The organism is Janthinobacterium sp. FT14W (genome assembly GCF_009208755.1).
Taxonomy (GTDB): Bacteria; Pseudomonadota; Gammaproteobacteria; order Burkholderiales; family Burkholderiaceae_D; genus Janthinobacterium; species Janthinobacterium violaceinigrum.
In genome coordinates this window covers 22,890-48,547 of record NZ_WFLL01000012.1, presented here as the reverse complement: position 1 = coordinate 48,547, position 25,658 = coordinate 22,890, and the positions used below count along the sequence as shown (strand labels likewise).

At 65.9% G+C, this 25,658-nt stretch carries 21 protein-coding genes; 4 read left to right on the top strand and 17 right to left on the bottom strand.

Annotation, left to right across the window (positions count from 1 at the left end):
- Positions 1–27: 27 nt before the first annotated feature.
- The 16 genes from GCN74_RS10695 to ybaK all read right to left on the bottom strand — a co-directional run bounded on the left by GCN74_RS10695 (position 28) and on the right by ybaK (position 16,262).
- Positions 28–1,146, bottom strand: a complete 1,119-nt coding sequence (locus tag GCN74_RS10695) for a fatty acid desaturase family protein (protein ID WP_226938983.1) — start codon at positions 1,144–1,146, stop codon at positions 28–30.
- The gene (locus GCN74_RS10690) at positions 1,143–2,258 is read right to left on the bottom strand and encodes a sterol desaturase family protein (RefSeq protein WP_152256667.1); all 1,116 of its coding nucleotides are present in this window, start codon (positions 2,256–2,258) and stop codon (positions 1,143–1,145) included. The genes GCN74_RS10695 and GCN74_RS10690 overlap by 4 nt, the downstream gene beginning before the upstream one ends.
- The gene (locus tag GCN74_RS10685) at positions 2,255–2,893 is read right to left on the bottom strand and encodes a phosphatase PAP2 family protein (RefSeq protein WP_152256666.1); all 639 of its coding nucleotides are present in this window, start codon (positions 2,891–2,893) and stop codon (positions 2,255–2,257) included. Before GCN74_RS10685 ends, GCN74_RS10690 begins: the two co-directional genes overlap by 4 nt.
- Complete coding sequence (locus GCN74_RS10680) at positions 2,890–4,194, bottom strand: F390 synthetase-related protein (RefSeq protein ID WP_152256665.1); 1,305 nt, start codon at positions 4,192–4,194, stop codon at positions 2,890–2,892. The genes GCN74_RS10685 and GCN74_RS10680 overlap by 4 nt, the downstream gene beginning before the upstream one ends.
- Positions 4,191–5,021 carry an MBL fold metallo-hydrolase gene (locus GCN74_RS10675; RefSeq protein ID WP_152256664.1) on the bottom strand — a complete coding sequence of 277 codons (831 nt, stop codon included), beginning with the start codon at positions 5,019–5,021 and terminating at the stop codon, positions 4,191–4,193. Before GCN74_RS10675 ends, GCN74_RS10680 begins: the two co-directional genes overlap by 4 nt.
- Positions 5,014–6,051: an NAD-dependent epimerase/dehydratase family protein gene (locus GCN74_RS10670; protein WP_152256663.1), complete on the bottom strand. Its 1,038-nt coding sequence runs from the start codon at positions 6,049–6,051 to the stop codon at positions 5,014–5,016. The genes GCN74_RS10675 and GCN74_RS10670 overlap by 8 nt, the downstream gene beginning before the upstream one ends.
- Positions 6,052–6,061: 10 nt before the next feature.
- The gene (locus GCN74_RS10665; RefSeq protein ID WP_152256662.1) at positions 6,062–7,042 is read right to left on the bottom strand and encodes a 3-oxoacyl-[acyl-carrier-protein] synthase III C-terminal domain-containing protein; all 981 of its coding nucleotides are present in this window, start codon (positions 7,040–7,042) and stop codon (positions 6,062–6,064) included.
- Between the two features lie 49 nt (positions 7,043–7,091).
- On the bottom strand, positions 7,092–8,000 hold the full coding sequence (locus GCN74_RS10660) for an ion transporter (protein WP_152256661.1): 909 nt from the start codon (positions 7,998–8,000) through the stop codon (positions 7,092–7,094).
- 81 nt (positions 8,001–8,081) lie between these two features.
- Complete coding sequence (locus GCN74_RS10655) at positions 8,082–9,833, bottom strand: cation:proton antiporter (RefSeq protein ID WP_152256660.1); 1,752 nt, start codon at positions 9,831–9,833, stop codon at positions 8,082–8,084.
- A gap of 105 nt (positions 9,834–9,938) precedes the next feature.
- Complete coding sequence (locus GCN74_RS10650) at positions 9,939–11,183, bottom strand: metal-dependent hydrolase (RefSeq protein ID WP_152256659.1); 1,245 nt, start codon at positions 11,181–11,183, stop codon at positions 9,939–9,941.
- 50 nt (positions 11,184–11,233) lie between these two features.
- Positions 11,234–12,895, bottom strand: coding sequence for a GDYXXLXY domain-containing protein (locus GCN74_RS10645; protein WP_152256658.1), 1,662 nt, complete (start codon positions 12,893–12,895; stop codon positions 11,234–11,236).
- Positions 12,892–13,857, bottom strand: coding sequence for a DUF2157 domain-containing protein (locus GCN74_RS10640; protein WP_152256657.1), 966 nt, complete (start codon positions 13,855–13,857; stop codon positions 12,892–12,894). Before GCN74_RS10640 ends, GCN74_RS10645 begins: the two co-directional genes overlap by 4 nt.
- Before the next feature lie 47 nt (positions 13,858–13,904).
- Positions 13,905–14,195, bottom strand: coding sequence for a DUF427 domain-containing protein (locus tag GCN74_RS10635; protein ID WP_152256656.1), 291 nt, complete (start codon positions 14,193–14,195; stop codon positions 13,905–13,907).
- 70 nt (positions 14,196–14,265) lie between these two features.
- Positions 14,266–14,931: a DsbA family oxidoreductase gene (locus tag GCN74_RS10630; protein ID WP_152256655.1), complete on the bottom strand. Its 666-nt coding sequence runs from the start codon at positions 14,929–14,931 to the stop codon at positions 14,266–14,268.
- A gap of 90 nt (positions 14,932–15,021) precedes the next feature.
- Positions 15,022–15,666: a glycerol-3-phosphate 1-O-acyltransferase PlsY gene (gene plsY, locus GCN74_RS10625; protein ID WP_226938982.1), complete on the bottom strand. Its 645-nt coding sequence runs from the start codon at positions 15,664–15,666 to the stop codon at positions 15,022–15,024.
- A 104-nt stretch (positions 15,667–15,770) separates the two neighbouring features.
- Positions 15,771–16,262: a Cys-tRNA(Pro) deacylase gene (gene ybaK / locus GCN74_RS10620; RefSeq protein WP_152256654.1), complete on the bottom strand. Its 492-nt coding sequence runs from the start codon at positions 16,260–16,262 to the stop codon at positions 15,771–15,773.
- Positions 16,263–16,299: 37 nt separating this feature from the next.
- Here ybaK and GCN74_RS10615 point away from each other — a divergent pair, with 37 nt between their 5' ends.
- Positions 16,300–17,277, top strand: coding sequence for an endonuclease/exonuclease/phosphatase family protein (locus tag GCN74_RS10615; protein WP_152256653.1), 978 nt, complete (start codon positions 16,300–16,302; stop codon positions 17,275–17,277).
- 5 nt (positions 17,278–17,282) lie between these two features.
- Here GCN74_RS10615 and GCN74_RS10610 read toward each other — a convergent pair whose 3' ends face one another.
- Positions 17,283–19,820 (bottom strand): EAL domain-containing protein, encoded by a 2,538-nt coding sequence (locus GCN74_RS10610; RefSeq protein WP_152256652.1) that lies wholly within the window; start codon positions 19,818–19,820, stop codon positions 17,283–17,285.
- Between the two features lie 391 nt (positions 19,821–20,211).
- Here GCN74_RS10610 and GCN74_RS10605 point away from each other — a divergent pair, with 391 nt between their 5' ends.
- The 3 genes from GCN74_RS10605 (at position 20,212) to GCN74_RS10595 (ending at position 25,657) form a co-directional block, all read left to right on the top strand.
- On the top strand, positions 20,212–21,444 hold the full coding sequence (locus GCN74_RS10605; RefSeq protein ID WP_152256651.1) for an efflux RND transporter periplasmic adaptor subunit: 1,233 nt from the start codon (positions 20,212–20,214) through the stop codon (positions 21,442–21,444).
- 3 nt (positions 21,445–21,447) lie between these two features.
- The gene (locus tag GCN74_RS10600) at positions 21,448–24,573 is read left to right on the top strand and encodes an efflux RND transporter permease subunit (RefSeq protein WP_152256650.1); all 3,126 of its coding nucleotides are present in this window, start codon (positions 21,448–21,450) and stop codon (positions 24,571–24,573) included.
- 361 nt (positions 24,574–24,934) lie between these two features.
- Positions 24,935–25,657, top strand: a complete 723-nt coding sequence (locus GCN74_RS10595) for an MgtC/SapB family protein (protein ID WP_152256649.1) — start codon at positions 24,935–24,937, stop codon at positions 25,655–25,657.
- Position 25,658 lies beyond the last annotated feature (1 nt).

Genomic DNA, 25,658 nt, shown 5'->3' with positions numbered 1-25,658 from the left:
AACGGAAACCGAGTCAAGCGCGATTCGTCAGGACTTTGCGGGCGGCCGCCCCATGGCGCGCAGGAACTTCTGCTGCGAAGCGTGCAGCTGGCAGTAACCGAGTTCGCGGTAGGCGAGCCCGTGGCGGGGCGCCAGTTCGGCCAGGATGCGCGCCAGCGCCGGGTAGTGGCGGTGGTTCCAGGTGGGGAACAGATGATGCGTGAGGTGCAGATTCAAGCCGCCGAGCCAGTAGCCGAGCCAGCGCAGCGCGCGCGGCTGCGGCGTCCAGTCGCAAGATGTGTAAAACGTGTGCTGGTACCAGTCGTGCGGCAAGGTGCCGTCCGGCCCCGGCTGGAAAAACTCCACCTCGGCCCAGTGCGTGCCCAGGATCAGCGCCACCAGCGCGCACGAGGCGATCATCTGGCCCACGAAATATGCGCCCAGCACCACGTTCCAGGCGATGCCGTGCTGCTGCAGCACCCACATGGGCAGCGCCAGCACCAGCGCCACGTGGCCCAGCTTCCAGCCCAGGAAGGACAGCCAGCCGCGCCAGCCCTGCAGGCGGCTGTGCGCGGCCACGGGCGTCTTGCCGAAGCGGTCCAGCCAGTCGCCATACCAGTTCAGGTAAGGCAGCGACAGGGCCGCCACCACGGGCCAGTACAGGTATTGGTAGCGGTACTGGGGCGACCAGCGCTGGTACGGCGTCTGGCGCAGGAACGGGTTCGGTTCCGTGTCGAGGTCATAGCCCTCCACGTTCGCATACGTATGGTGAAAATGCACGTGGCGGATGGTCCAGAAATCCGTGTCCACGCCCACGGGCAAGCCCACCAGGCGGATCAGCACGCGGTTCCATCCGCCCTGGCGGAAGACGGCGCTGTGGGCCGCATCGTGCAGGGTATTCATTGCCAACGCCATGGCCGTGACCAGGCAGGCCACATAGCTGGCGACAAACGGCCAGGTGCTTTCGGCGTTCAGCGCCAGCGCATACAACCCCACCGTCAGCGCGGCGAGGAACACCGCCTTGCAATGCATGCGCAAGTCGCCGAAACGGTGCTTTCCTTCGTCCGCCAGGTAGGCGTCGGCGCGCGCGCGCAATTCGCGGCGGAAGGCGGAATCGCGGGCGGGCTGGAAGCGCAGTGGCGGCAGCGAAGGTACAGGCTGCGTCACGCGCGCGTCCCCGCCGCTGCCGGCCACCACAGGCGGCGCGCGCCATCGAGGCCATGCGCCAGCAGCGCGGCCAGGAAGACCATGCCCCACGCGTCGCGCGCGCCATACCAGCCCAGAAACAGCAGCGGCATGGCCACGGCGATGGCCACCCAGGCGATGGCGCCCCAGCGGCGCGCATCGGACAGGCCGCCCAGCGCCAGGGTGCCGCCGAAGATCAGCGCGAACAGGATGGCCTGCTGCGCGCCGGCCAGCGCCGCCTCGTGGTTGACGTAATAGATCACCAGTCCAAACAGGATCACGCCGCCGGTGCCGATGAACAGCTCGGGCACGTGGAAGGTGCCGCGCGACTGCCAGTGGGGAAAGCGCGCGCGCAGCCAGCCAAACAGCTTGCCGTTGCTGGCCAGCAGCGGGTTGTGCGTGGGTGTCATGCCCTTTACGCCATAGCGCATTTCCACGCCCTCGAGTTCGGGCTGGAAGCTGCCGAACAGCCTGTCCCACAGCAGCAGGGTGCCGCCGAAATTGCGGTTGATGTAGCGTTTATCGGTGCCGTGATGCACGCGGTGGTGCGAGGGCGTGACCATGAAGCTATCGAGGATGCCGGACTTGTTCACCAGCGCATTGTGGTTGTAGAACTGCACCGTGTAATGCAGGGACGAGACGACGAGGAAGATTTCCAGCGGCACGCCCAGCACGGCCAGGATGGCGACAAACGGGAAATTCGTCAGGGACGAATACCAGGAATTGCGCACGCCCAGCGACAGGTTGAAATGCTCGCCCTGGTGGTGCACCACGTGCACGGCCCACAGCAGGGGGATTTTGTGGTGCAGCCGGTGCATCCAGTAAAAGCACAGATCCCAGGCAAAGAAGGCAAAGATCCACTGCGCCGCCACGGGCCACTGGTCGACGATGTGCAGGTTCACATGGCGCAGCAGCAGGGCGAAAGCCGCCACTTCCACGCCGCGGAACACCCACATCAGGATATGCCCCGAATTGAGGTTGAAGATGACGTCCTTCCACGGCACGGGCGTCTTGCGCACCCATTTGAGGATCAGCAGTTCGGCCAGCACGAAGGCCAGCATGACAAGAAAAGAGAGGGCGAAGGGATTCATCATGATGCGGTTTCAGTAGAAATGGCGCGGCGCGCTGCCCAGAATACCTGCATTTTCGCCAGCATGCCGCCCGCCACGCCCACGGCCAGGCCGGCGGCCAGGTCGATGCTCACGTGCCGGCGCAGCGCGATGATGGCGTAGCAGATGCTGATCCCCAGCAGCGCGGCCAGCGCGGAGCGGAGCAGGTGGCGCCTGTCGCACAAGGCCCACACGCACAGCAATGTCAGGGCGCCGTGCAGCGACGGCAGGCAATTTTGCGTGGAATCCGCCGCCTGCAGCATGCGCAGCGCCTGCGTGCTCCAGGCGCTGCCCTCGCCCACGGGCGGATACGCGAGGGTGGTCGGGTACAGCAGGAAGACCGCGCCGCAAGCCAGCGCGGAAAGCGCCATGGCGCGCGCCAGCCAGCGCACGCGGGCCGCATCGGCCGCCAGGTAGGCGTACGGGATCAGGATGAAGAAGGACAGGTACAGCCAGATGGCGCCGTCGTTGTAGGCGATGGCGCGGTCGATGGCCGTTTCGGGCAGCAGCGCGCCCTGCCCTTGCAGCAGGTCGCTGGAAAAATACACGAGGCCGACGCTGCCCCAGCCGGCCAGCAGATGCAGCAGGCGGCTGCGTACGGTCATGGAAGTATCGTTCATGCGGTCGCCAGGCGCCGGATGCGGCGCCGTTTCATGGTGGGGTCAAAGGGAGGCAGTTCGCCGCTTACCGTCCAGGCCAGGCCGTCGACGGCCACGCCCAGCTCCCGCAGCACCGTTTCCAGATGCGCGCGCAGGGCGGTCAGGCCGGCGTCGTCCACGGCCGCATGCAGCTGCAAGGCGTCGTCGCCCGACTGCACCAGGCGGTAATCTGCGTCCGGCGGCAAGGCTTGCGCGAACGCGCGCGTCAAGACGTCGGCAAACACGGCGACGGGGGCGCCGCCGTTCGCCGATGGCAAGGACGGCAGGAACAGCATGTCGTCGCAGCGCCCTTCGATGCCGGCGATGGCGCGCGTGGCGCGGCCGCACGGGCATGGCGTGTCACGCGCGATCAGGATGTCGTCCAGGCGGTAGCGCACGATGGGCTGCGTGATGCGCGTGAAGTCCGTGATCACGGGCACGAAGCGGCGCTGCTCTGCATCGAGCCACTGCGGCTCGATGTGCACGTATTCCTCGTTCAGGTGCAGCACGCCATGCTCGCAGCTGCTGGCAAGGAACCCTTCGGTGGCCTGGTAGATCTCATGCACGGCGCCAAACGCCTGCACGATCAGCGCGCGGTCCTGCGCTTCCAGCACTTCGGCCACCGAGATGACCTTTTTCGGCGCCAGCGCCAGGCTGCCGCCGATCACGCGCAAGGCCAGCTGGCGCAGCACCTGGGCCGGGGCGACGATGACGGAGGGTTGATAGTGCGCCAGCCGCGCGCACAGGCTGTCGAACGGTTCGAACAGGTCGTAGAAGGCAAACGTCAGCCACGGCGAGCGCACGGCCGTGTACAGATTGCTGTTTGCGCGCAGGAACAGCGCCACCTTTTCGCCGGAAAACAGGCCGTCGGGCAGCGCTTTGGCCAGCATCACGCCCGCCCATTGGGCTTTTTCGCGGGGGCTGACGGTAAACACGGCGCGCCGCGACGACGTGCCCGACGACAGTCCCACGGTGATGTCGCCCACGGCCGGCGTGAAGTCGCGGCTCTGCTCGGCCGCCATAGCCGCGTCCATCGCCTGCGCCAGCGTGATGCCTTCGGTGTTCATGGCGTCGAAATGCTCGAGCATCAGCGCCTTGTTCATCGTCGGCCACTGCGCCAGCGGCAAGCCGCGGTATTGGGCAAAGTAGCTGCTGCGCGCGCACAGCACCTCAAGGAAGCGCGCCAGTTGCACCTGCTGGTAGGCGTCCAGCCGCGCGCGGCTTGTGAACCGCAGGCGGCGCGTGCGCCAGTACGACAGCAACAGCCAGACGATACGCTTCACGGGCGGCCCGCCACAGGAACATAGTCCGCCGTGTCTTCATGCGTGATGCGGATGTGCGCATTGCCCGAGCGGTGCAACTGGTGCAGGCGGTTCAGGGTCGCATAGTACGGCGCGCGCTTGTGCTGGATGAGGAACGACAGTTCGGACGGCCCGCGCAGCTGCTGGAAGCTTTCCGGCACCCAGGCCGCGTCCGACGCCAGCAAGGTCCAGCCGCCCTCCTGCAGCACGAAGGCGCCCAGGTGCCCGATGGCGTGGCCGGGCAGGTCGACGATATAGATTTCACCCGTGCCGCTGACGTCGCGCCCGTGCGTGAATGGCAGCAGGGCGGCCGGCAAGGCCGTCTCGGGCACGCTTTCCACGAAAGCCAGGCGGTCGGCGATGTCGTTGGGCAGCAGCTCGGGCACGAAGGCCTGGCGCACGGCGGCCACGCCGGACAGGCCGCGCACGGCGTCCCAGCCCGTCTTGGAAGCCATCAGCCGCGCGCCGGGGAAGTCGCGCAGGCCGGCGATATGGTCGGCGTGGAAATGCGACAGCAGCAAGGTGTGGATGTCGCCGGGCGCCACGCCATGCGCGCGCAGCTGGCCCTGCAAAGACTCGCTCTCGTCGAAGGAAATCGGCGTCACCCACGCATACATGCGGTACACGCCCTTCGACGTGGCGGCGCGGAAGTGCTCGGCGTAGCCCGTGTCCCACAGGTACAGGCCCGCGCGCGTTTCGATCAGGTAGGCGCGCGACGGGAAGCAGCGGCTGGCCAGCCCGCTGCCTTTCAGGACCATGCAGGACGGGTGGGTGCAGTGGCCGACGCGAAACGCGGTAATGCTAGCCATTGCGCTCCTTGCCCACCTTGTGCGCCGCCGCTTCCTGGCGCATCCACTGCGCCGTCAGCGCAATGCCTTCCTGCAGGCTGACGACGGGACGGTAGCCCAGCACCTTGCGCGCCTTGGCGTTATCGAGCGTCATGTCGAAACTGAGCGCGCCGATGCTGTAGGGCGTCAGCGAGGGTTCGCGGCGGGTAAAGCGCGAGGCGAACTGCATCAGGCGCGCGGCCAGCGCCAGCACGCGGTAAGGCACGCTGACGATCTCGAACGGCTGCTGCAGGTGCTCGCAAAACAGCGCGCGCAAGATGTCGCACAGGCGCGCCGGCTCGCCGTTCGTGATGTTGAAGGCGGCGCCCGAAGCGATGGTCTTGTGCACGGTGGCCAGCCACATCGCATGCACGACATTGTCGACATAGGTGACGTCGATGGTGACCGCGCCGCCCCTGGGCAGGGGCAGCTTACCGCCGCGCTCCTGCAGCACGCGCGCCAGGCGCGGGATCAGGACCTGGTCGTGCGGGCCGAAGATGGCGCGCGGACGCAGGATCACGCAGGTCATGCCGCGATGACGGTCCACCGCCTCCTGCACCAGCTTTTCCGCCATCGCCTTGGAACGCGCATACGCGTTGACGAAAGCGTCGGGACGGAAGGTTTCCGGCACTTCGTAGCGGTTGCGGTAATCGAAATACATGGCCGGCGTGGAGATGTGCACGAAGCGCGCCACGTGCTGGCTGGCGGCCGCGCGCAGCAGCTGGCCCGTGGCCGTGACGTTGGCGGCGATGAAGTCGCGCTCGGGGCCCCACGGCGAGGACAGCGCGGCGCAGTGCCAGACGGTGTCCATGCCGCGCACCAGCTCATCGACCTGGCGCGGCGTCGCTTGCGCAAGATCAAGCGCGACGAATTGCGCGCCCATGCGTTCCAGTTCGCGGCCCACGGCGGCGTTGCGGCCCGAGGCGCGCACTTCCACGCCCTGCGCCAGCAGGGTGCGCACGGCATTGCGCCCCAAGCCCCCCGTCGCTCCCGTGACCAGTATCCGCCTCATCGCACTGCCCTCACAAATCGACGATCATGCCGCCGATGGTCAGGCCTGCGGCCGTGCCCATCATCAGCAAACGCTGGCCTGCCACGGCCCGCCCCGTCATCACCGCCTCATGCAGGGCGGTGGGCAGGGAGGCAGCCACCTGGTTGCCGTGCGTTTCAAAGATCTTGATGATTTTAGCATCGGGGACGTCGAGGATGCGCGCCGCATGCGCGAGGCCCAGCGGGCTGGCCTGGTGCGGCACGACCACGTCGACTTTTTCCAGCCCCGCCCCCGACTCCTGCATTAGTTCTGCGAGGAAATCCGGCATCACCTTGACGGCCAGGCGGAACACGGCCTTGCCATCCATGCGGAACAGGTAGTCGCCCGGTTCGCAGCCGTTGCGCGGGTTGCGCTCGGTGCCGCCGCCGCGGATTTCGCAGTAGCGCCGCCCTTCCGGATACGTGCCCATCTTGTAGGCGCGGATGCCGGCGCTGCCGTCGCCCCGCTCGACGATGACGGCGGCGGCGCCGTCGCCAAAGATCATCGACGCTTCCGGCTCGCTCCAGTCGACCCCGCGCGAAGCGAGGTCGGACGAGACGATGGCGATGCGCCGGTAGGCGCCGCCCGCCAGCATGGACGCGGCCACGCGGAAGGCGGCCATGAAACTGAGGCAGCTGGCGTTGACGTCGAAGCTTTGCGTGCCCGGCGGCAAGCCGGCGTGTTCCGCCACGAAGCAGGCCGTGTTCGGCAACGCTTGCTCGGGCACGCCGCAGGCGCAGATCAGCAAGTCGATGTCGGCCGGACGCAGGCTGGCATTCTTCAGCGCGTCGAGCAGGGCGGCGGCACCCAGCTGGCTTTGCGACTCATCGGGCGCGGCGACAAAACGCGACAGCACGCCGCTCTTGCGCAAGGTATAGCCGGCCGGGTGGCCCAATGTCAGGTCCAGGCTCTCGGAGGTAACGCTGTGCGACGGCACGGCTTTGCCCGTCGCGATCAGGCGAACTGGAATCATGTCAGCCTTAAAAAAGTAAAGTAAATACGGTTGATGTATGGTCTATGCGCTAATCGCGTGCCAGCGGCGGCAAATCGACGCCGCAGTTCTTGCAGAAATTGGCATCGTCATCGAGCCCTTCTTTCAGACACGTGGGGCAGGTGCGCGTGGTGACCAGCTTGGAACTGCGCTGTACCGTCATTTCCGCGCTGATAATGCCGGTAGGCACTGCCAGGATGCCCCAGCCCAGCAGCATCATCAGGGAAGCGATGGTACGCCCGATGTCCGTGCGCGGCGTGATATCGCCAAAACCCACGGTGGTCATGGTGCTGATGGCCCAGTATATCGACGTGGGGATGCTGCTGTAGCCGTTTTCCGGCCCTTCCACGACATACATCACAGTACCCAACAGAAAGACCACCATCATGACGAAAGACAAGAAAATGAGAATCTTGCGCCGGCTGGCCAGCAAAGCCCGTCCCAGCACCGTGTATTCATGCACATAGGACGTGAGCTTGAGGATACGGAACATGCGCAGCAAACGCAGAATACGCACGTCGATCAGCACGTGCGCGCCCGGCAGCAGCAAGCCGATGTAGGTGGGCACGATGGCCAGCAAGTCGATAATGCCGAAAAAACTCTTGGCGTAACGCACCGGATGCTGCAGGCAGGACAGGCGGGCGAAATATTCGATGGTAAATAAAATGGTGAAAAACCATTCCAGCGCCGTCAGCCAGGCGCCGTAGCGCTCGGCCACGGAAGCGACACTGCTGAGCACGACCACCGTCACGCTGATCAGGATGGCGGCGATCAGCAGCAGATCGAAGGCGCGGCCCGTGCGCGTTTCCGCCTCGAAAATGACGGTGTACACCTGCTCGCGCCAGCCCCGTTCGGGCTTGCCAAATTTTTGCTGCGTTTCCTGCGCCGCCAGCTGCTGCGGCGTCAGGGGCGCCGCTCCGCTCTTCGTCGCGGCCTTCATGTCGGTAATGTCCTCATATACTATTATTGTATAGATAATTTACAAAGCACGGCGACACGCACGGTTGCGCTACAGTTTCCACTACGACAGCTTTTTCGCCAGCAGCACGGCATTGCGCCGGTCGCGCTCGGCCTGCACGATGTCCGTCGTGCGCGCTTCGCTCAAACCCACGGTGTGCAGCACGGTGGCCGTCAGCTGCAGCGCCGATTCCAGGGCCTCGGGCACGACCAGGGTGGCGCCCGCCTGTATCAGGGCCACCGCATGCGCCTCGTCGCGCGCCCGCGCATACACGGGCAGCTGCGGATATTCGCGGCGGATCGATTTCACGGCATGCAGCACGGACGCCGCATGGTCCATCGTCAGCACCACGGCGGCAGCCCGGTCCGCATTCACCTTTTGCAGCAGTTCCGCGCGCGAGGCATCGCCGAAATACACGGGGAAGCCGCGCGGATGCAGGGTCGTCACCAGGCGCGCGTCATTTTCTATCGCCACATACGCGATATCCTGTTCCGTCAGCACCTTGGCCAGCAGCTGCCCCACCCGGCCGAAACCGGCGATGATGACGGTGCTGCCCTGCGGCGGCAGCGCGCCGTGCGCCAGGTCGGCCAGCTGCTGGTGGTGGCGCTGCTCCCACCAGTTGCCGAAAGCGCGCGCCGCCTTGGCCAGCGCCGGCGTGGCAAACAGGCTCAGGCCCACCACCAGCATGACGAACTGCGCCACCTGCGGGCCGATCAGTTTCGTTCCCAGCGCATAGGCGACGACGATGAAGGCGAATTCGCCGCCCTGCCCCAGCAGCACGCCCGTTTCCACGGCGCGCCCCCAGTGAAAGCCGCCCAGGCGGAAAATCACGCCGATGACCAGGGTTTTCACCGCAAACAGGCTCAGCACGGCCAAGGGAATCAGGATCGGCGACTTGAGGATTTCGCGCACGTCGATCTGCATGCCGACGGACATGAAGAACAGGCCCATCAGCAAGCCCTTGAACGGCTCGATCGTCACTTCCACTTCATGACGGAATTCCGTTTCCGCCAGCAGCAGGCCGGCCAGCAAGGCGCCCAGCGCCATCGACAGGCCCGCCAGGTACGTCAAGCCCGCGATGCCCAGGGTGCTGAGCAGGGTCAAGGCCATGAACACGTCGGGCTGGCGTTTCTTGACGAAAAACTGGAACAGGGGGCGGATGACCCGGCGTCCCAGCAGGTAGATCAGCAGGATGGCGCCGGCCGATTTCACGGCGGCAAAGCTGAGCAGGTAGGCGAGGTCGTCGCTGCGCCCGCTGGCGAACACGTCGATCAGGATGAACAGCGGCACCACCATCAGATCCTGGAACATCAAAATGGAAAAGCCCGCCTGGCCGGCCGGCGTCTGCAGGGAACGCTGGTCCGTGAGCAGCTGCATCACGACGGCCGTGGACGACAGCGACAGCACCAGGCCCAGCACGATGGACGCTTCCAGCGACAGGCCGAAGTAATACGCAACGCCGCCGATCAGGCAGGCGCTGACGGCCACCTGCCCCACGCCCGCGCCGAATACCCAGCGCCGCAGCGCCCACAGCCGTTCCGTCGACAGCTCCAGGCCGATCATGAACATCAAAAACATCACGCCCAGTTCGGCCAGGCCGCTGACCTGCTCGGCACGCACGAACGAGAAATACGTGAGCCACGTGTAGTCGCCCGCCCAGAGGCCGAAGCCGAACGGGCCGAACAGGGCGCCGACGGCCAGGAAACCGAGGACCTGGTTGACCTTCAGGCGTTGCAATAATGGAATAAAAATCCCGGCCAGGGCGAGAAACAGCAGGGTTTCCCGCAAATACGGTAAGGCGTGTTGCTCTTCCAAAATAATCCTAACTAAATATCATTCATGCTGAATTGGTCGTGTCGCCTGCGCGGCCATGGCGAAGTAAGTGCACACGCGATATTTTGCCACAAGGCAATAAATTCGCTACGGACGCGCCCCTTGCGGCGGCGCCAGCATGTCCGCGCGGGGGCGGTCCCAGCCCGGCACATAGGCGGGGCACGGCCGGCTGCGGAACTGCTGCAGTTCGACGGTCGTGAAATTGGGCAGCATGTCCGGGTTGAAACGCACGTCCGTCAGCCTGTCCGCGTCCAGCCGCGGCATGCGGGCAAAGCGGAACCAGGCATCCACATAGCAATTGTCCGACTGCAGCGCGCGCAAAGCGGCCAGGCTGCCCGCCGCCTGGGCCGACACGGCGATGCCGGGCGCCAGCTGCTGTTCCCGCTTGCCTGTCTCGGCCAAGCCGGCTGGGCAGGCGGCAGGGGCCAGCGCATCCGGCAGCAGGCTCAAGGTGCCGCGCCGCAGGGTGTACACGTCCGTCTTGCTGTCGAGCGAGACATAGATCCAGCACAAGGGGTTGCTGGGGAAGGCCGTCATCGCCACGTCCCACACGCGCGTGCCGGGATCGAGGCGCTGCACCGCCGCCTCGATGCGGGTACGGCCGAGGGCCGACGCCACGCCCTGCGTGCCGATGAACGTGGCGGCCAGCGCAAAGGCCAGCAGCAGCGGTCCGCGCCCCCGCTCGCCAGCCCGTCCCTGCAGCACGGCCAGGATCGCGCCCAGCCCCAGCAGCACGGCCAGCGAAGCGGGCGCCAGATAGGTTTGATAGGTGAAGAAACACAGGGCCGCCGCCAATCCCGCCAGCAGCACGCTTTTGACGATGCCATAGCGCAAGGACATGATCACGGGCACACCCAGCAGCACCCAGAACATGGGTTCGACAATGAAGACCATGTCGCCATACAGCCAGCGGCTGTTGAACGGATAGAACGGATGCAAGCCATAGGAATTGAGGAAATCCATGCCCATGTGCAAGCAGAAGCCCAGCAGCAGACAGGCCGCCAGGCCGATGCGGGCGGGCACGCTCTCCTTCAGCAGCCGGCGCGCGCCGGGCCACAGCAGCCATAGCAGGGCCAGCAGCAACAGCGCCTGCGGCAAGGCCAGCAGCAAGGTATGCGTATGCCCGCGGTGGTGCAGCATGTAGCCGAACGGACGCGGCAGCAGCTTGGTCAGCACCAGGTCCAGGTCGGGCGCATTGCTGGCAAACCAGGCCGTAAAGAGAAACAGCGCGCGCCGGGTGCGCTGGGCGGGGGCCTGCGGCTCGGGCGGCAGGCTGCGGTGTACCAGTTCGCCGACCCCGAGGCCGATGACCGAATGCGTAATATTATCCATCGGGCAATTTTACAGGATGGCCGCCCCCGCGTGCTCGTGCGCTACCGCGGTTACAGCTTCTCCAGCTGTTCGCCGCGCATGCCCACCAGCAAGGCGCGGCCATCGGGCAGGACGCGGAACTCGCCATAGCGGGCCTTTTCCCAGCGCGCCGCCTCGCCTTCCTTGAAGAACCAGGCGTCGCTGACCAGCACCCAGCGCCCATCTTTCGGCGTCAGTTCGAGCAGGAATTCGCCGGGCGCCAGCGCCTCTTTGGTGTACGGGCGCAGCAGTTCCGCCACGCCGCGCGCATCGCGCATGGCCACCACGAGGGGCCGGCCAGGCGCCTGCTCCACGCTGGCCAGGGTGCTGAGAACACCCAGGTTGACGAAATTGAGGCGCATGTAGTCGCCCTGCATCAGCGAGCGGGGATCGACGGGTTCCAGCGCCACGAAGATGGATTCCCCCTTGGCAATCAGCTGCTCTTTTTGCCAGATGCCACCATTGGCGACCAGCAACACCAGCAGCAAGCCGCCCAGCACGCCCAGGCGCACGGCGCGGCTTTCAGCCAGCGCGGTGGCCGGCTTGCTTTCCACCAGGTGCAATACCTTGCCCCGCGTGGCCAGCCACGACAGCACGCACAGCAGCGCGCCGGCCATGGCCAGCAGCAGCGCCTTGCTGGCCAGCGGCCAGGCCAGCTGATAATAAAAGCTGCCGAGTATCCACGCCGCCGCCAGCGCGGCCGCCACGGCCACGCGCGAGCGCCCGCTCGTCAGGCAATACGCGAGGATCAGCAGCACGGGCCCCAGCGCCGGCATGAACCATGCCAGCACGATCAGCACCAGCGCCACGCCGATGGCGGGCAGCTGGCGCAGCGCCGGCCAGCGCCACCCCGTCCAGGCGGCGGCCGCCGTGGCCAGCACGAGCGACACCCCGTTCAGCGCCTGCGCATACCAGGCGCCGCCCTGGTGCCGGGTCGCTTCGCGCGCCAGCTCGCCGGCAATGCCGCCGCCCACGACACCGCCCAGCATGAAGGTCATGCCGGACCAGAAGACCAGCCCCAGCAAGATTGCCACTACCCAGCCCGTCGACAGCGATTCCAGGAAGGCGGCGATGGACGCGCCGCGGCCATCGTTGAAGGCCTGTTTCTGCAGCCAGTGGGCGCCCAGCCACAGCGCCAGGGCCAGCATCCAGGCCAGATACAGTTGCGTGGGATCGTTCTCGAAAATCCAGTCGCGCGTGCTATCGACGATGCCCAGCCCCAGCAAGCCGCAGGCGACCAGCCCCAGCAGCACGCGCAGCCAGTCGCGCGGCAGGGAGGCGGCCACCACCAGACACGCCAGGCACATCAGCAGCGAGGCCGCCTGCGTGGCATAGTCGCGGAACAGGGCATAGCCGAGCAAACCGCCCCCCACCAGCAAACAGGGTACGGCCAGTTGTTCGACGAACAGGGCCACGCCGCGCATGCGGATCACCAGCACGGCCGCCACCAGCACGATGGCCGCCACCACATACGCGCCGGGACCGTGGCGCACCACGCTTTCCAGGCCCACGCCCAGCGCCACGATCAGGGGAATGGCCGCCAGCCAGGCGCCGAAGGCCGTCATCAGCACCAGCGGCCAGGGCCGCACATCCTGCACGGGCCGGGCGGCGCCGGGCGGCAGCAGGCCGGCGAGCGTGGCGTCGTCGATCAGGGTAGCGAGCGCATCATTGCGCTGGGTATTCACGCTGCTCATGCGGCCTCCTTGCGCGAGCGCCACAGGATGCCTTGCACGGTCAGCGCCAGCAGCACGGCAGCAAACAAGCCCAGCATCAACAGTCTGCCCACGCCATCGCCATTGCCGCCGCCATTGAACAGCACGTGCGTCAGCCCCCCCACCAGCAAGGTGTTGAGGCCCAGCGCGACGGCGCTCAGGCCGAACACGTCAAAGAACTGGCGCCTGGCCAGCAGCACGCTGGCGACGGCCAGCAAGCCCAGCCCGGCCCAGTACGGCGATGCGATCTGGCTGCCGAACAGGGCGCTGACGGCCGTGCCCGTGATGAGAATGGTGGCCAGCACCAGGCCCAGGCGCAAGGCCCAGTGGCCCGCGCCCGTCCAGCGCGCCAGCAGGGGCGAGACGAAGGCACAGCCAGCCAGCACGACCAGCCAGCCGCTGACGAAAATGCCGATGTCCTCCGACTCGACGCGCCAGCTGTGGCGCGCCTGCGCCTGCATCCACAGGGCGGCGGCCGTGGCCAGCACCAGCATCCACGGCGTCCACAGCACGTCGCTGCGCGCCGCCAGGCACAGGGGCAGCGCCAGCACGGCCCACAGGGCGAACAGCTGCCACGGGTCGGCGCCCGTCTGGTAAGTCTGGCCGAAATACGCAAACAGGCCGCCGATGGCCAGCAAGGCCAGCAGCAGCAAGGGCACGCGCGCCTTGGGCACGGCGAACGCGCCCACGCAGGCGGCGGCAAACACGCCTTGCAGCAGGGCAAAGCGGCCCACGCGGCCCAGCTCTTCCCAGTTGGCGGCGACCCAGCAAATCAGGCCCATGCCCAGCAGCGCGGCGCCCAGCACGGCCACGCCGCGGGGCAGCCAGTAGGCCAGGCGGGCAGGTTCGCGCTGGAAGCCGGCCACTTCCTGCAACTGCCGGGTTTGTTGGGCATCGAGCGCATAGTCCGAGGCGAGTTGGTACACGGCGAGGCGTAAATCCATCGTCTGCTTTCTGTTGATTTTTAGTTTTTTAGTAGGGAAAGAAAGCGTCAGCGCTCGACGCTCACGCCGCGCCAGAAGGCGACATGGCCGGCAATTTGCTTGGCGGCATCCTTGGGCTGGGGGTAATACCAGGCCGCGTTGGCATTCGTCCGGCCATCGACGACGACGTCGTAATAGCTGGCCGTGCCCTTCCAGGGGCAGACGGTGGTATGGCTGCTGGGACGCAGGTAGTCCTGCGTCACGGCCGCCAAAGGAAAATACACATTGTTTTCAACGACTTGCACCTGCGCATCGGTGGCTTGCGCGATGACGGCGCCATTCCAGCTGGCTGTTGGCATTTGACTATCCTCCTTTTGCGCCGAGTGTAGCGCAAAAAGTCTGCCATGGCGCGCGCCATTGGCGCCCCGTTCAAGCGCCGCTGATGATCTGGCGCAAGGCTTGCTCAAACACTTCGGGCGGCTGGCCGCCGGAAATCAGGTGGCGCTCGTTGATGATGACGGCGGGCACCGAGTTGATGCCGTTCTGCTGGTAGAACTGTTCCTGCGCGCGCACCTCGTCGGCGTAGGCGCCGGACGCCAGCACCTGGGCCGCCTTCGCGCCATCAAGCCCCGCCTTGCCGGCAGCGGCCAGCAGCACCTCATGCGAGGATGGGTCCTGGCCCTGCGTGAAATACGCATCGAACAGGGCCATCTTGAGTGCTTTCTGGCGCCCTTCCAGCCCGGCCCAGTGCAGCAGACGGTGCGCGTCAAACGTGTTGTAGATGCGGCCCCGCTTGTCCATCGCAAAGGTAAAGCCCAGGCCTTCGCCGCGCGCGCGGATGGCTTCGCGCGACTGCGCCATCTGTTCTTCGGTGGAACCATATTTGCGGGCGATGTGTTCGCCGATGTCCTCGCCTTCGGCCGGCATGTTGGCGTTCAGTTCGAAGGGCTGGAAGTGGATGTCGGCCTGGAGGGTGTCTTGCAGCTTGTCCAGCGCCTGCTCCAGCGACTTGAGGCCGATCACGCACCAGGGGCAGGAAACGTCGGAAACGAAATCGATACGGATGGGAGTGGGTGTGGCGGGAGTGGAACTCATGGTGGGCAGCCTTTGCGCGAGTCGGTGGCGGCCGCACCGCGCGGCGCCGCAAGCACAGCATATGCGTGCGGGCCGCCGGAAATCAAGCGCTTACTTCTTCTTGACGGGCGCCTTGGCCCCATCCTTCTTGCCGCCGATCTTGCTTTCCTTGCCAGAGAGCAGGTTGGCGATATTCTGGCTGTGGCGGTAGGCCAGCAGCACGCTCATGACGATCACTGCCAGCAGGATGGGATCGACGCCGAACAGCAAGCCATAGTAGAACGGTGCGAACAGGGCCGCCACCAGCGCCGCCAGCGAGGAATAGCGGAACGCATAGGCGATGATCAGCCAGGTCGCCAGGGTCGCCAGGCCCAGCCATGGATTGATACCGAGCAACACCCCGAGGGCCGTGGCCACGCCCTTGCCGCCCACGAAGCGGAAGAACACGGGCCACAAATGGCCGAGGAAGACGGCGATGGCGACCAGGGCCACGGCCATGTCGCCCACGCCCAGCGCCGCGGCAAAATGGTCGGCCAGGAACACGGCCAGCCAGCCCTTGGCGCCGTCGCCCAGCAGGGTCATGATGGCGGCGCCCTTGTTACCGCTGCGCAGCACGTTGGTGGCGCCCGGGTTTTTCGAGCCATAGGTGCGCGGATCGGCAATGCCGTAGACCTTGCTCATCACCACGGCAAACGATATCGAGCCGAGCAAGTAAGCGGCCACTGTCATTGCCACGGTTGTGATTACTGGATTCATTTCTTCCCTTTATTGTGTTTATTGCAGCAGCATCGAGGCTGGCGCAGCAGAATATACACCAGCGCCCCGTCCACGGACAGGGCAGCCCCGGCTTTCTTGCTCTCTTAATCCTGCAAGGCGCACTGCACCGGCTTGGCGTGCAACAAATCCACAAGCACCTGCGGCGCCAGCGAGACGAGAAAACCGCGCCGTCCGCCATTGATATAGATACGTGGCAATTCCAGGATCGACGCTTCCACGTACACGGGCATGGCCTTCTTCGTGCCGAAGGGCGAGGTGCCGCCGATCAGGTAGCCGGAATGGCGCTGCGCCACCTCGGGCTTGCACGGCTCGACGGACTTGCAGCCGATCGAGCGCGCCAGGTTCTTGGTCGACACCTTGCAATCGCCATGCATGAGCACGATCATCGGCTTGGCCGCCTCGTCCTGCATCACCAGGGTCTTGACCACAGAATGTTCGGGCACGTTCAATTCGCGCGCCGAGACGCTGGTGCCGCCATGCTCCTCGTATGGATATGGGTGCTCTTCAAAGGAAACTTGATGCTTGCGCAGCAACTGCGTCGCCTGGGTTTCGGAAATATGCTCTTTTTTAGCCATGCGTGATACGCTGATCGTTCAGTGAGGAGTGCTAATTATGCAGCAAGAAATCCGCTTTGCCACATTCAATGTCTGCAACCTGGCCCCGGCCGGGGAAAAACTGTATGACAACCTGGAACCGCTGAGCCCCGCGCAATACGAGGCAAAGGCGGAGTGGACGGCGCGGCAGATCGACCTGCTCGACGCCGACGTGATCGGTTTCCAGGAGATTTTCTCGCAGGCAGCCCTGCGCGACGTGCTGTCACGCACGCGCCATTACCGCGAAGCCACCCTGGCCAGCCATGATGCGAGCGATGCAGCCGGACGCATGCTGCCCACGGTGGCGCTGGTGTCGCGGCTGCCGCTGGCCGGCGCCGGTGTTGCCTGGACGAATTTTCCATCCGGCGTGAGCGTGCCCGCCGACCAGCATACTGCCGATGAACAAGCCTGCCGCTTCGCCCGCGCGCCCCTGCACGTGCAAGTGCTCCTGCCTGGAGGACAACTCACGGACGTGGTGGTGGTGCACCTGAAATCGCGCCGGCCCGACTACCGCCATGGCGACGGCAGCGATGCGGCCGCCTATGCGCTGGCCAACCTGCGTTCGCTGCAGCGGCGCGGCGCGGAAGCCGTGGCCCTGCGCGTGCTGGCAAGCGAACTGGGCCGCAGCGGCCGTCCCCGCATCGTGCTGGGCGACTTCAACGACATCGCCAATGCCGTCACCACGTCCATCGTCATGGGGGCGGGCGCGCCGTGCGAGTTGGGCATGGAAATGCGCGAACGCCTGTACGACGCCAACGCCATCCAGCTGCGCCAGGATGCGGCGCGCCACGGGGGCTACACGAATATCCACGACAGCAACTACATGACGATCGACCACATCCTCGTGTCCGAACATTTCCACGCCGCCTCCCCGCGCGCCATCGGCGTAGTGCAGGAAGTCAATTGCCTGAACGACCATTTGCTGCTGGGCCTGCCGCATGCGTCCGACCATGGCCAGGTGCTGGCGCGCATCAAGCTACTGGGAAATATGGATTGATGTAATCACTCATGCAACAGCATCGCCAGCGCGCTGCCTTCGACTTGCGCGCTGGCATAACGTCCCTGGTATTGCTGGCAACCCTGCGCCCGCAGATAGGCCAGCTGCTGCGCCGTTTCCACCCCTTCGGCAATCACCAGCAGTTGCAGCTCGCGCCCCATGGCGATGATGGTGGCGGCGACCGCCGTGTCGGCCCCGCCTGCCCCGCCATCGGCCGCAGCGGGCAGGAACGAAGGATCGATCTTGAGTTTATCCACCGGGTAATGGCGCAGATTGGCCAGGCGCGAATAGCCCGTGCCGAAGTCGTCGATGGCCAGCCTGGCGCCCAGCGCGCGCAGCTGCGCCAGCACGCCGGCCAGGCGCGCGCCGCCCTTCATCAGCAAGGACTCCGTCACTTCCAGTTCCAGGCAGGCGGCAGGCAAACCCGACACAGCCAAGGCTTCTTGCACGCTTTGCAATAAATTATTGTGCAGGCATTGCACCGGCGACAGATTCACAGACACGCGCCAGGCCTGGCCCGCATCGCGCCAGGCGCGCGCACGCAGGCAGGCGCGGCGCAGCACCCAGTTGCCTATCGATACCATCAAGCCGCACTCCTCGGCCACGGCGATGAAGCGCTCGGGCGGCAGCACGCCCAGTTGCGGGTGGCGCCAGCGCAACAGCGCTTCGGCGCCCACGATCTGCCCGCTGGCGACGTCGAGCGCGGGCTCGAATTCCAGCACGAATTCATCCCTGCCCAGCGCCGCGCGCAAGCCCTGCTCCAGGCTGGCCCGCTCGACGATTTGCGCATTCATCTCGGCATTGAAAAACTGGAAATTATTGCGCCCGCTTTCCTTGGCGTGGTACATGGCGATGTCGGCGTTGTGCACGAGGGTGTCGATGCTGTCGCCGTCGCTGGGAAAGATGGCCACGCCGATCGAGGTGGACACATGCAATTCGTATTCACCCAGCTGGTACACCTGCGTCACGGCATGCAGCAGGCTGGACGCCACATGCGCCACCTGGTCGATGCCGCCCACCTCGGCCAGGATGATGACGAACTCGTCGCCGCCATGCCGGCTGACGGTGTCGACGCCGCGCACGCAGCGCACGAGGCGTCGCGCCACTTCCTTGAGCAGCAGGTCGCCCACGTGGTGGCCCATGCTGTCATTGATGTACTTGAAATGGTCGAGATCGAGATACAGGATGGCCAGCATGCTCAGCTTGCGCCGCGCGGCCGCCAGCGCCAGCGACAAGCGGTCCAGCAGCAGCACCCGGTTCGGCAAGTCGGTGAGGAAATCGTGCTCGGCCAGGTGGCGCGTGTGCTCCTCGTTTTTCTTGCGCTCGCTGATATCGCTGAGGATGGCCAGGTAATTGCTCAATTGCCCCTGCGGGTCGCGGATGGCCGTCAGCGACAGCCAGGCCGGATAGCGCCCGCCCGCCTTGCGCTGGCCCACGATATCGCCTTGCCAGTAGCCGTTGGCATCGACTTCGTCCCACACGTGCTCGAAGAACGCCGGCGCATCGGGCTCCACGCCGTGCAGCACGAAGGCCTTGCCCAGCATGTCGTCCGGGCTGTAGCCGCTGATCTCGCTGTACGCGGGGTTCATGCTGACCACCATTTGCTGGGGGTCCAGCACGACGATGGCCTCGCGCGCATGTTCGACCACCTGCGCCGACAGGTACAGCGCTTGCTCGGCCAGTTTGCGCGAGGAAATATCACGGATCACCGCGTAAAACAGATAGGTGTGGTCGAGCGTGACGGAAGTGAGCAGCACTTCGCCCCAGAACAGCTGGCCCGCGCACGTCTGATAGCGCCAGTCGTGGCGCCAGTTGCCGTGGGCGTGGGCCTGGGCCGCCAACTGCGTGCCGCGCAACGAGGACAATTCGCCATCGGGCTGGCGCAGGGGCGAAAAATCGCTGAGGCGGCGCCCCAGCAGGCGTTGCCGGTCTTCACATTGAAACAGGGCAATAGCGGCCGGGTTGGCGTCGGCGATATGCTCGTCGCGCAGCAGCACGATGGCGTCGGCGGACTTGTCGTACAACTGGCGGAAATTATCGCCCATCAACAGCAAGGCGCCCTGCGCGGCGCCCTCCTGGCCGCTGGCCGTGATGTCGGCATCGATGCAGACCACTTGCCGCACGCGGCCGGACTGGATGACGGGAAACACGGTGGAGCAGATGCAGCGCGGCGCGGCGCCATCGGCGTCCAGCTTCCACAGGCGCGCGCTGCGCGCCTTGCCGCTTTCCCACACGGCCGCCAGTTCGCTGGAAAAATCCACCTCCAGGACGGCGGCGTCGGGCAGCGAGGCGGCCACCCTGGCCCACGGCTGGCCCAGCGCCAGCTCGGCCGCCACGCCGTACAGGCGCGCCGCGCCCAAGCTCCAGTAGCGCACGATGCCATCGCGGTCGATGCTGCGCACGGCCAGGCCCGGCGCCTGCTCGACGGCGGCGACGACAATGGACAGCAGGTCCAGCGCCGTGCCGGCCGCCCCTGCCTGCGGTTCGGCGGCGGCCAGCAGGCGGCCCGGCGACGGGGCGGCTCCGACAATCCGATCAGACATCAGCCCCCCGTGGCGCGGCCGCACGGCAACCGGCGAGCGAATGGCCTGGCCGGTAGCGCAACCATCCCGCCCATTCTTGCGCGCCGGCGAATCGGCTTCTTGAGCATGCGCAAGCATCGTGATGCGCGCGGCGGCCAGGCCGGCAGTGTCTCCCGTCGCCGTTTTTTGCATTCCAGCCCCGATTTTATGCAATCTGTCGCACGGCGATGGCAGCCGGGGTTGAATCTTCCTAAAGTGCCAACATGCGCATCGCCGTGAACGGCCGCAGCGGCAGGCGTGCTGCCTGCGGCCGCCACGGTGATGCGCTACCCGAATTCCCCCGGCCCGCCACAGGCCGGCCCCATCGAGACCTGGCGCCGAACCCCTGCGCCGCTCCTGACCCAAAATACCTATGAAAAACGAGACCCTGCCCCCCGCCTCCCCCCTTGCAGCCACGCGCCGCCGGCGCTGGCGCGCCCCCGTGCTGATCCTGGTCGTGCTGGGCCTGGCCGGCGGCGGCTGGACCGTGATGCAATCGAAGCAACAGGCCGCCAAGGCGGCCGAACAGCAGGCCAGCAAGAAGAAGGAACAGGCAAAGACGCCCGTGCACGAACTGGCGCAGGGCGACGTGGCCGCCATCGATGCGCGCGCGCTCAGCATCAGCTTGCCCCTGTCCGGTTCGCTGGCGCCCGTGACCCAGGCCACCATCAAGGCCAAGGTTTCCGGCGTCATCCACGAGACGACCTTGCAGGAAGGCCAGCAGGTAGCCAATGGCCAGATCCTCGTGCGCCTGGACGCGGCCGACCAGCGCGCCCGCCTGACGCAGCAGCAAGCCATGCTGGACGAAGCGCAGGCGCGATTGTCGATGGCCAGCAAGAATGAAGCCAACAGCCAGGCCCTGCTCAAGCAAAAATACATTTCGCAGACGGCTTACGACACCACGCAAAACTCGGTCGACCTGGCGCGCGCCAACGTCAAGTCCGCCGCCGCCCAGCTCGATATCGCCCGCATCGCGCTGGCCGACACGGTGATCCGCGCGCCGATGGCCGGCATCGTCAGCAAGCGCCATCTGCAGGCCGGCGAGAAAGTCTCGCCCGACATGCCCGTCTACACCATCGTCAACCTGGCCCAGCTGACCCTGGAAGCGCCCGTGCCCAGCGCGGAAATTCCCCGCATCAAGCTGGGCCAGGACGTGCACTTCAAGGTCGACGGCTTCGGCGCGCGCGACTTTGCCGGCAAGGTGGCGCGCATCAACCCCACCACCGAAAGCGGCTCGCGCGCCATGCTCGTCTACATCGCCGTCGACAATGGCGATGGCGCGCTGCGCGGCGGCATGTTCGCCAAGGGCAGCATCGTCACCGAACGTTCGCCCGTGGCGCCGCTGGTGCCCCTGACGGCCGTGCGCAATGAAAAGCAGGGTCCCGTCGTGTATGCGCTGGTGAACAACAAGGTGGTCGCGCAGCCCGTCACCCTGGGCTTGCGCAACGAAGACGAAGGCTATGCGGAAGTGACGTCCGGTCTCGTGCCGGGCGCGAAAGTCATCGTCGCCAGGCTCGATGGCGTCAAGCCGGGCCACGGCGTGACCTTTGCCGGGACGCCCGCCGCGCCCGCCGCACAGCCGGCCGTGCTGGCGCGGAAGGATTAAGCCATGTGGATGACCAAAGTCAGCATACAGAATCCCGTCTTTGCCACCATGGTCATGGTGGCGCTGGTGGTGCTGGGCATCTTCTCGTACCGGGGCCTGGGCGTGGAAAGCATGCCCAGCGTGCAGTTTCCGTTCGCCGCCATTGAAGTGAACTATCCGGGCGCCTCGCCCGAGGCCGTGGAAAACGACATCACGCGCCCCATCGAGGACGCCGTCAACACCGTCAGCGGCATCAAGACCATCCGCGCCAACTCGTGGGAAGGACGCGCCGGCGTCTACCTGGAATTCGAGCTGTCGACGAACATGGACAAGGCCATGCAGGACTTGCGCGACAAGGTGGCCCTGGTGCGCCCCCGCTTCCCCAAGGAAGCCAAGGACCCGTTCATCGCCCGCGCCGAAGGCGACAACGAACGTCCCATCGCCACCATCGTGCTGACGTCGACCGGGCATGACCTGCGCTCGCTGTCGACCATGACGGAACAGATCATCAGCAAGCGCTTCCAGGGCGTGGCCGGCGTGGGCCAGGTCAAGCTGCGCGGCCTGCGCGCGCGCCAGATCCTCATCAGCATGAAGCCGATCGAACTCAATGCCCAGGGCATCGGCGTCGATGAAGTGATCCGCGCCATCCAGGCCACGAATACCAACCTGCCGGCCGGCTCCATCAGCCATGGCGCGGCCGAACAGCTGGTGCGCGTGGAAGGCAAGATCAAGGATGCGCGCGAATTCGGCAAGATCATCGTGGCGCGCCGCGCCGTCGGTCCCGTCTACCTGGACCAGGTGGCCACCGTGGTCGACGGCGAGCAGGAAGAGCTGTCGATCTCGCGCATGAACGGCCAGCAGGCCGTGACCATGGAAATCACCAAGGTGCAGGATGCCAACGTGGTCGAAGTGGGCACCGGCATCCTGAAGGTGGCGGCGGACCTGCAAAAGACGCTGCCGCCCGATATCACCCTGCGCGTGCTGGACGACGAATCGGAGCGCGTGCAAAGCCAGCTCAATAACGTCAAGCGCACCATCATCGAAGGCGCCGTGCTGACCATGGTGATCGTCTTCCTGTTCCTGCACTCGTGGCGCTCGACCATCATCACGGGCTTGACCTTGCCGATCTCCGTGCTGGCCAGCTTCATCGCCATGAAGGCCTTCGGCTTCACCCTGAACTTCCTGACCCTGATGGCGCTGTCATTGTGCATCGGCCTGTTGATCGATGACGCCATCGTGGTGCGCGAAAACATCGTGCGCCACCTGGGCATGGGCAAGAACCACTACAAGGCGGCCAACGACGGCACCAATGAAATCGGCTTGGCCGTGATGGCCACCACGTTCGCCATCGTCGCCGTGTTCGTGCCCGTGGCCTTCATGGACGGCATCATCGGCCGCTTCTTCCTGCAGTTCGGCATCACCGTGGCCGTCGCCGTGCTGGTATCGCTGTTCGTCAGCTTCACCCTCGACCCCATGCTGTCGTCCGTCTGGCGCGACCCCGTCAAGGACCGCTTCAAGTACGCGCCATGGCTGGGCCGCTTCATGGCCTGGATCGAGACGGGCATCGACCGCCTGCACGTCTGGTATGGCAAGGTACTGAAAGTGGCCCTGCGCTGGCGCAAGACCACCCTGGCCACGGCCGTGGCGCTGTTCGCGGGCAGCCTGATGCTCGTGCCCATGATCGGCGGCGAGATGTTCCCGGAAACGGACCAGGGCTGGGTCAACCTGCGCTTCAAGACGCCCGTCGGTTCCAGCCTCGAATACACGGATTCCAAGGTGCGCCAGATCGAAACGGCGCTGAAGGAATTCCCCGAAATCGACAGCCTGGTGGCCAACATCGGCACGCCCGATGGCCGCAACGCGGCCGAGGTGAACCTGAAGCTGACGGACATCAAGCAGCACAAGCGCCGGTCGCAGCAGGAACTGGAAAAGCTGATCCGCGAACGCCTGGCGCCGATTGCCGGCATCACCCTGTCCGTAGGCCAGCGCCCCATCTTCATCGCCATCCTGGGCACGGATGAAGGCAAGCTCGATGCGGTGGCGCATACCCTGATGGACAAGATGCGCAACATCAAGGGCCTGACCGACATGGAATACAGCCAGGAAGGCGCCAATCCGTCGACCACCGTGAAGATCAACAACGAGCTGGCCAGCGACCTGGGATTGTCGGTGCAGCAGATCGGCAATGCCCTGCGCCCGTTCGTGGCAGGCGACACGGTCAGCCACTGGCTGGCATCCGACGGGCAAAACTACGACGTCAACGTGCAGCTGCCCAAGTCGGGCCGGCAAAAGGTGGCCGACCTGGCCGACCTGTCGCTGGCGTCCAGCAAGCTCGATGCAAACGGCAAGCCCGTCATGATTCCGCTGCGCCAGGTGGTCGAATTCGTGCCGTCGTCCAGCCCGCAAGTGCTGAAACGCCAGGCCTTGCAGCGCAGGGTCGCCATCTATGCGGGCGTGCAGGGCCGCCCTGCCGGCGACGTCGACGCCGACGTGCAGAAAGCCATCAAGTCCATCGACCTGCCGCCCGGCGTGCGTTTCGACGTGGCCGGCAACGCGCAGCAGATGGCCGAAACCATGGGCGGCGCGGTGATGGCGCTGGGCATCGCCGTGATCTTCATCTACCTGGTGCTCGCGTCGCAGTTCGGCAGCTTCCTGCAGCCCGTCGCCATCATGGTGTCCCTGCCGCTGTCCCTGATCGGCGTGCTGGCCGCGCTGCTGATTACGGGCAGCACCCTGAACATCTTCTCCGTGATCGGCTTCATCATGCTGATGGGCCTGGTCACCAAGAATGCGATCCTGCTGGTGGACTTCACCAACCAGCGCCAGCGCGAAGGCCTGGGGCAGTTCGAGGCGCTGATGGAAGCGGGCCAGGTGCGCTTGCGCCCCATCCTGATGACGACACTGGCGATGGTCTTCGGCATGCTGCCGATGGCCATCGGCATGGGCGACGGCGGCGAATCGCAGGCGCCGATGGGCCGCGCCGTCATCGGCGGCGTGATCACCTCGACGCTCTTGACGCTGGTGGTGGTGCCCGTCGCCTACACCTACCTCGACAGCCTGGGCAAGCGCGCCGCGCGCTTCTTCGGCGGCGGCGACGAGCACGCCCACGCCGATGCGCACGCGGACGATGGCAAGGCACACGCCCACTGATCTGCCGGTCGCCTTCACCGTCCCCGCATTGGCGGGGACGACGCGGCGGCTTCCTGAAGAGAGCTTCAGTTGACCAAAGCGGCCCCGCTGGCTAGACTGTCCCCCGTTATCAATGATATGGAGTGACTCGTGGGTGCTTGTTCCAGTGACAGTAGTCGATTGACCATCGGCGATCGGCCTTAGGCAAGACGCGCGCATTCCGCCCGCCTTGCCTCCGGCAAGGTGCGGTTTTACCGGCGGCAGTACAGACTCGCCGCCACTTCCCTCCTCATCGTTCCCCCGTTATCGCCTGCTGACCCAATCCGGGCGGATAGTCTTCGCCCTGTGCACTCGCCTGTTCCTCCCCAGCCGGGAGAAACTGATGGTGGTATTTGACTTTGCGCTGCGCGTTGCCGCGGCATTGACCCTGGGCGCCATGATCGGCGCCGAACGCCAGCTGCGCCAGCGCATGGCGGGCCTGCGCACGAACGCGCTGGTGTCCGTCGGCGCCTCGCTGTTCGTGATGGTTTCCGTGCTCGAAGGCGATCCCGATGGCCACCTGCGCATCGCCGCGCAGGTGGTGTCGGGCATCGGCTTCCTGGGTGCCGGCGTCATCATGCGCGAAGGCATGACGGTGCGCGGCCTGAACACGGCGGCCACCCTGTGGTGCTCGGCCGCCATCGGCGTGCTGTGCGGCCTCGGTTTTGCGCTGGAAGCGGCCATCGGAACGGGCTTCGTGCTGGTCGCCAACCTGGTGCTGCGCCACCTGGCGCAGCGCATCAATGCCCACGGCAGCGAGGCGGGCATCGAGACGGAAAGCATCTACCGCGTCACGGCCGTGTGCGAGGCGGAGCAGGAAGTCCAGGTGCGCAACCTGATGCTGCGCATGATCAGCGGCATGCCGGCGCTGATGCTGCAATCGCTGCACAGCGAGGACGCGGCGCAGGCGGGACGCATCGAAGTGCGCGCCGACCTGCTCACGCCCTTGTCCAGCCTGGGATTGCTGGAACAGATCGTCAGCCAGGTCAGCCTGGAAGGCAGCGTCTCGGCCGTGCGCTGGGCGCTGGTGAACAACGCGGAATTTGTCGCCGAACGGGGAGTGTGAT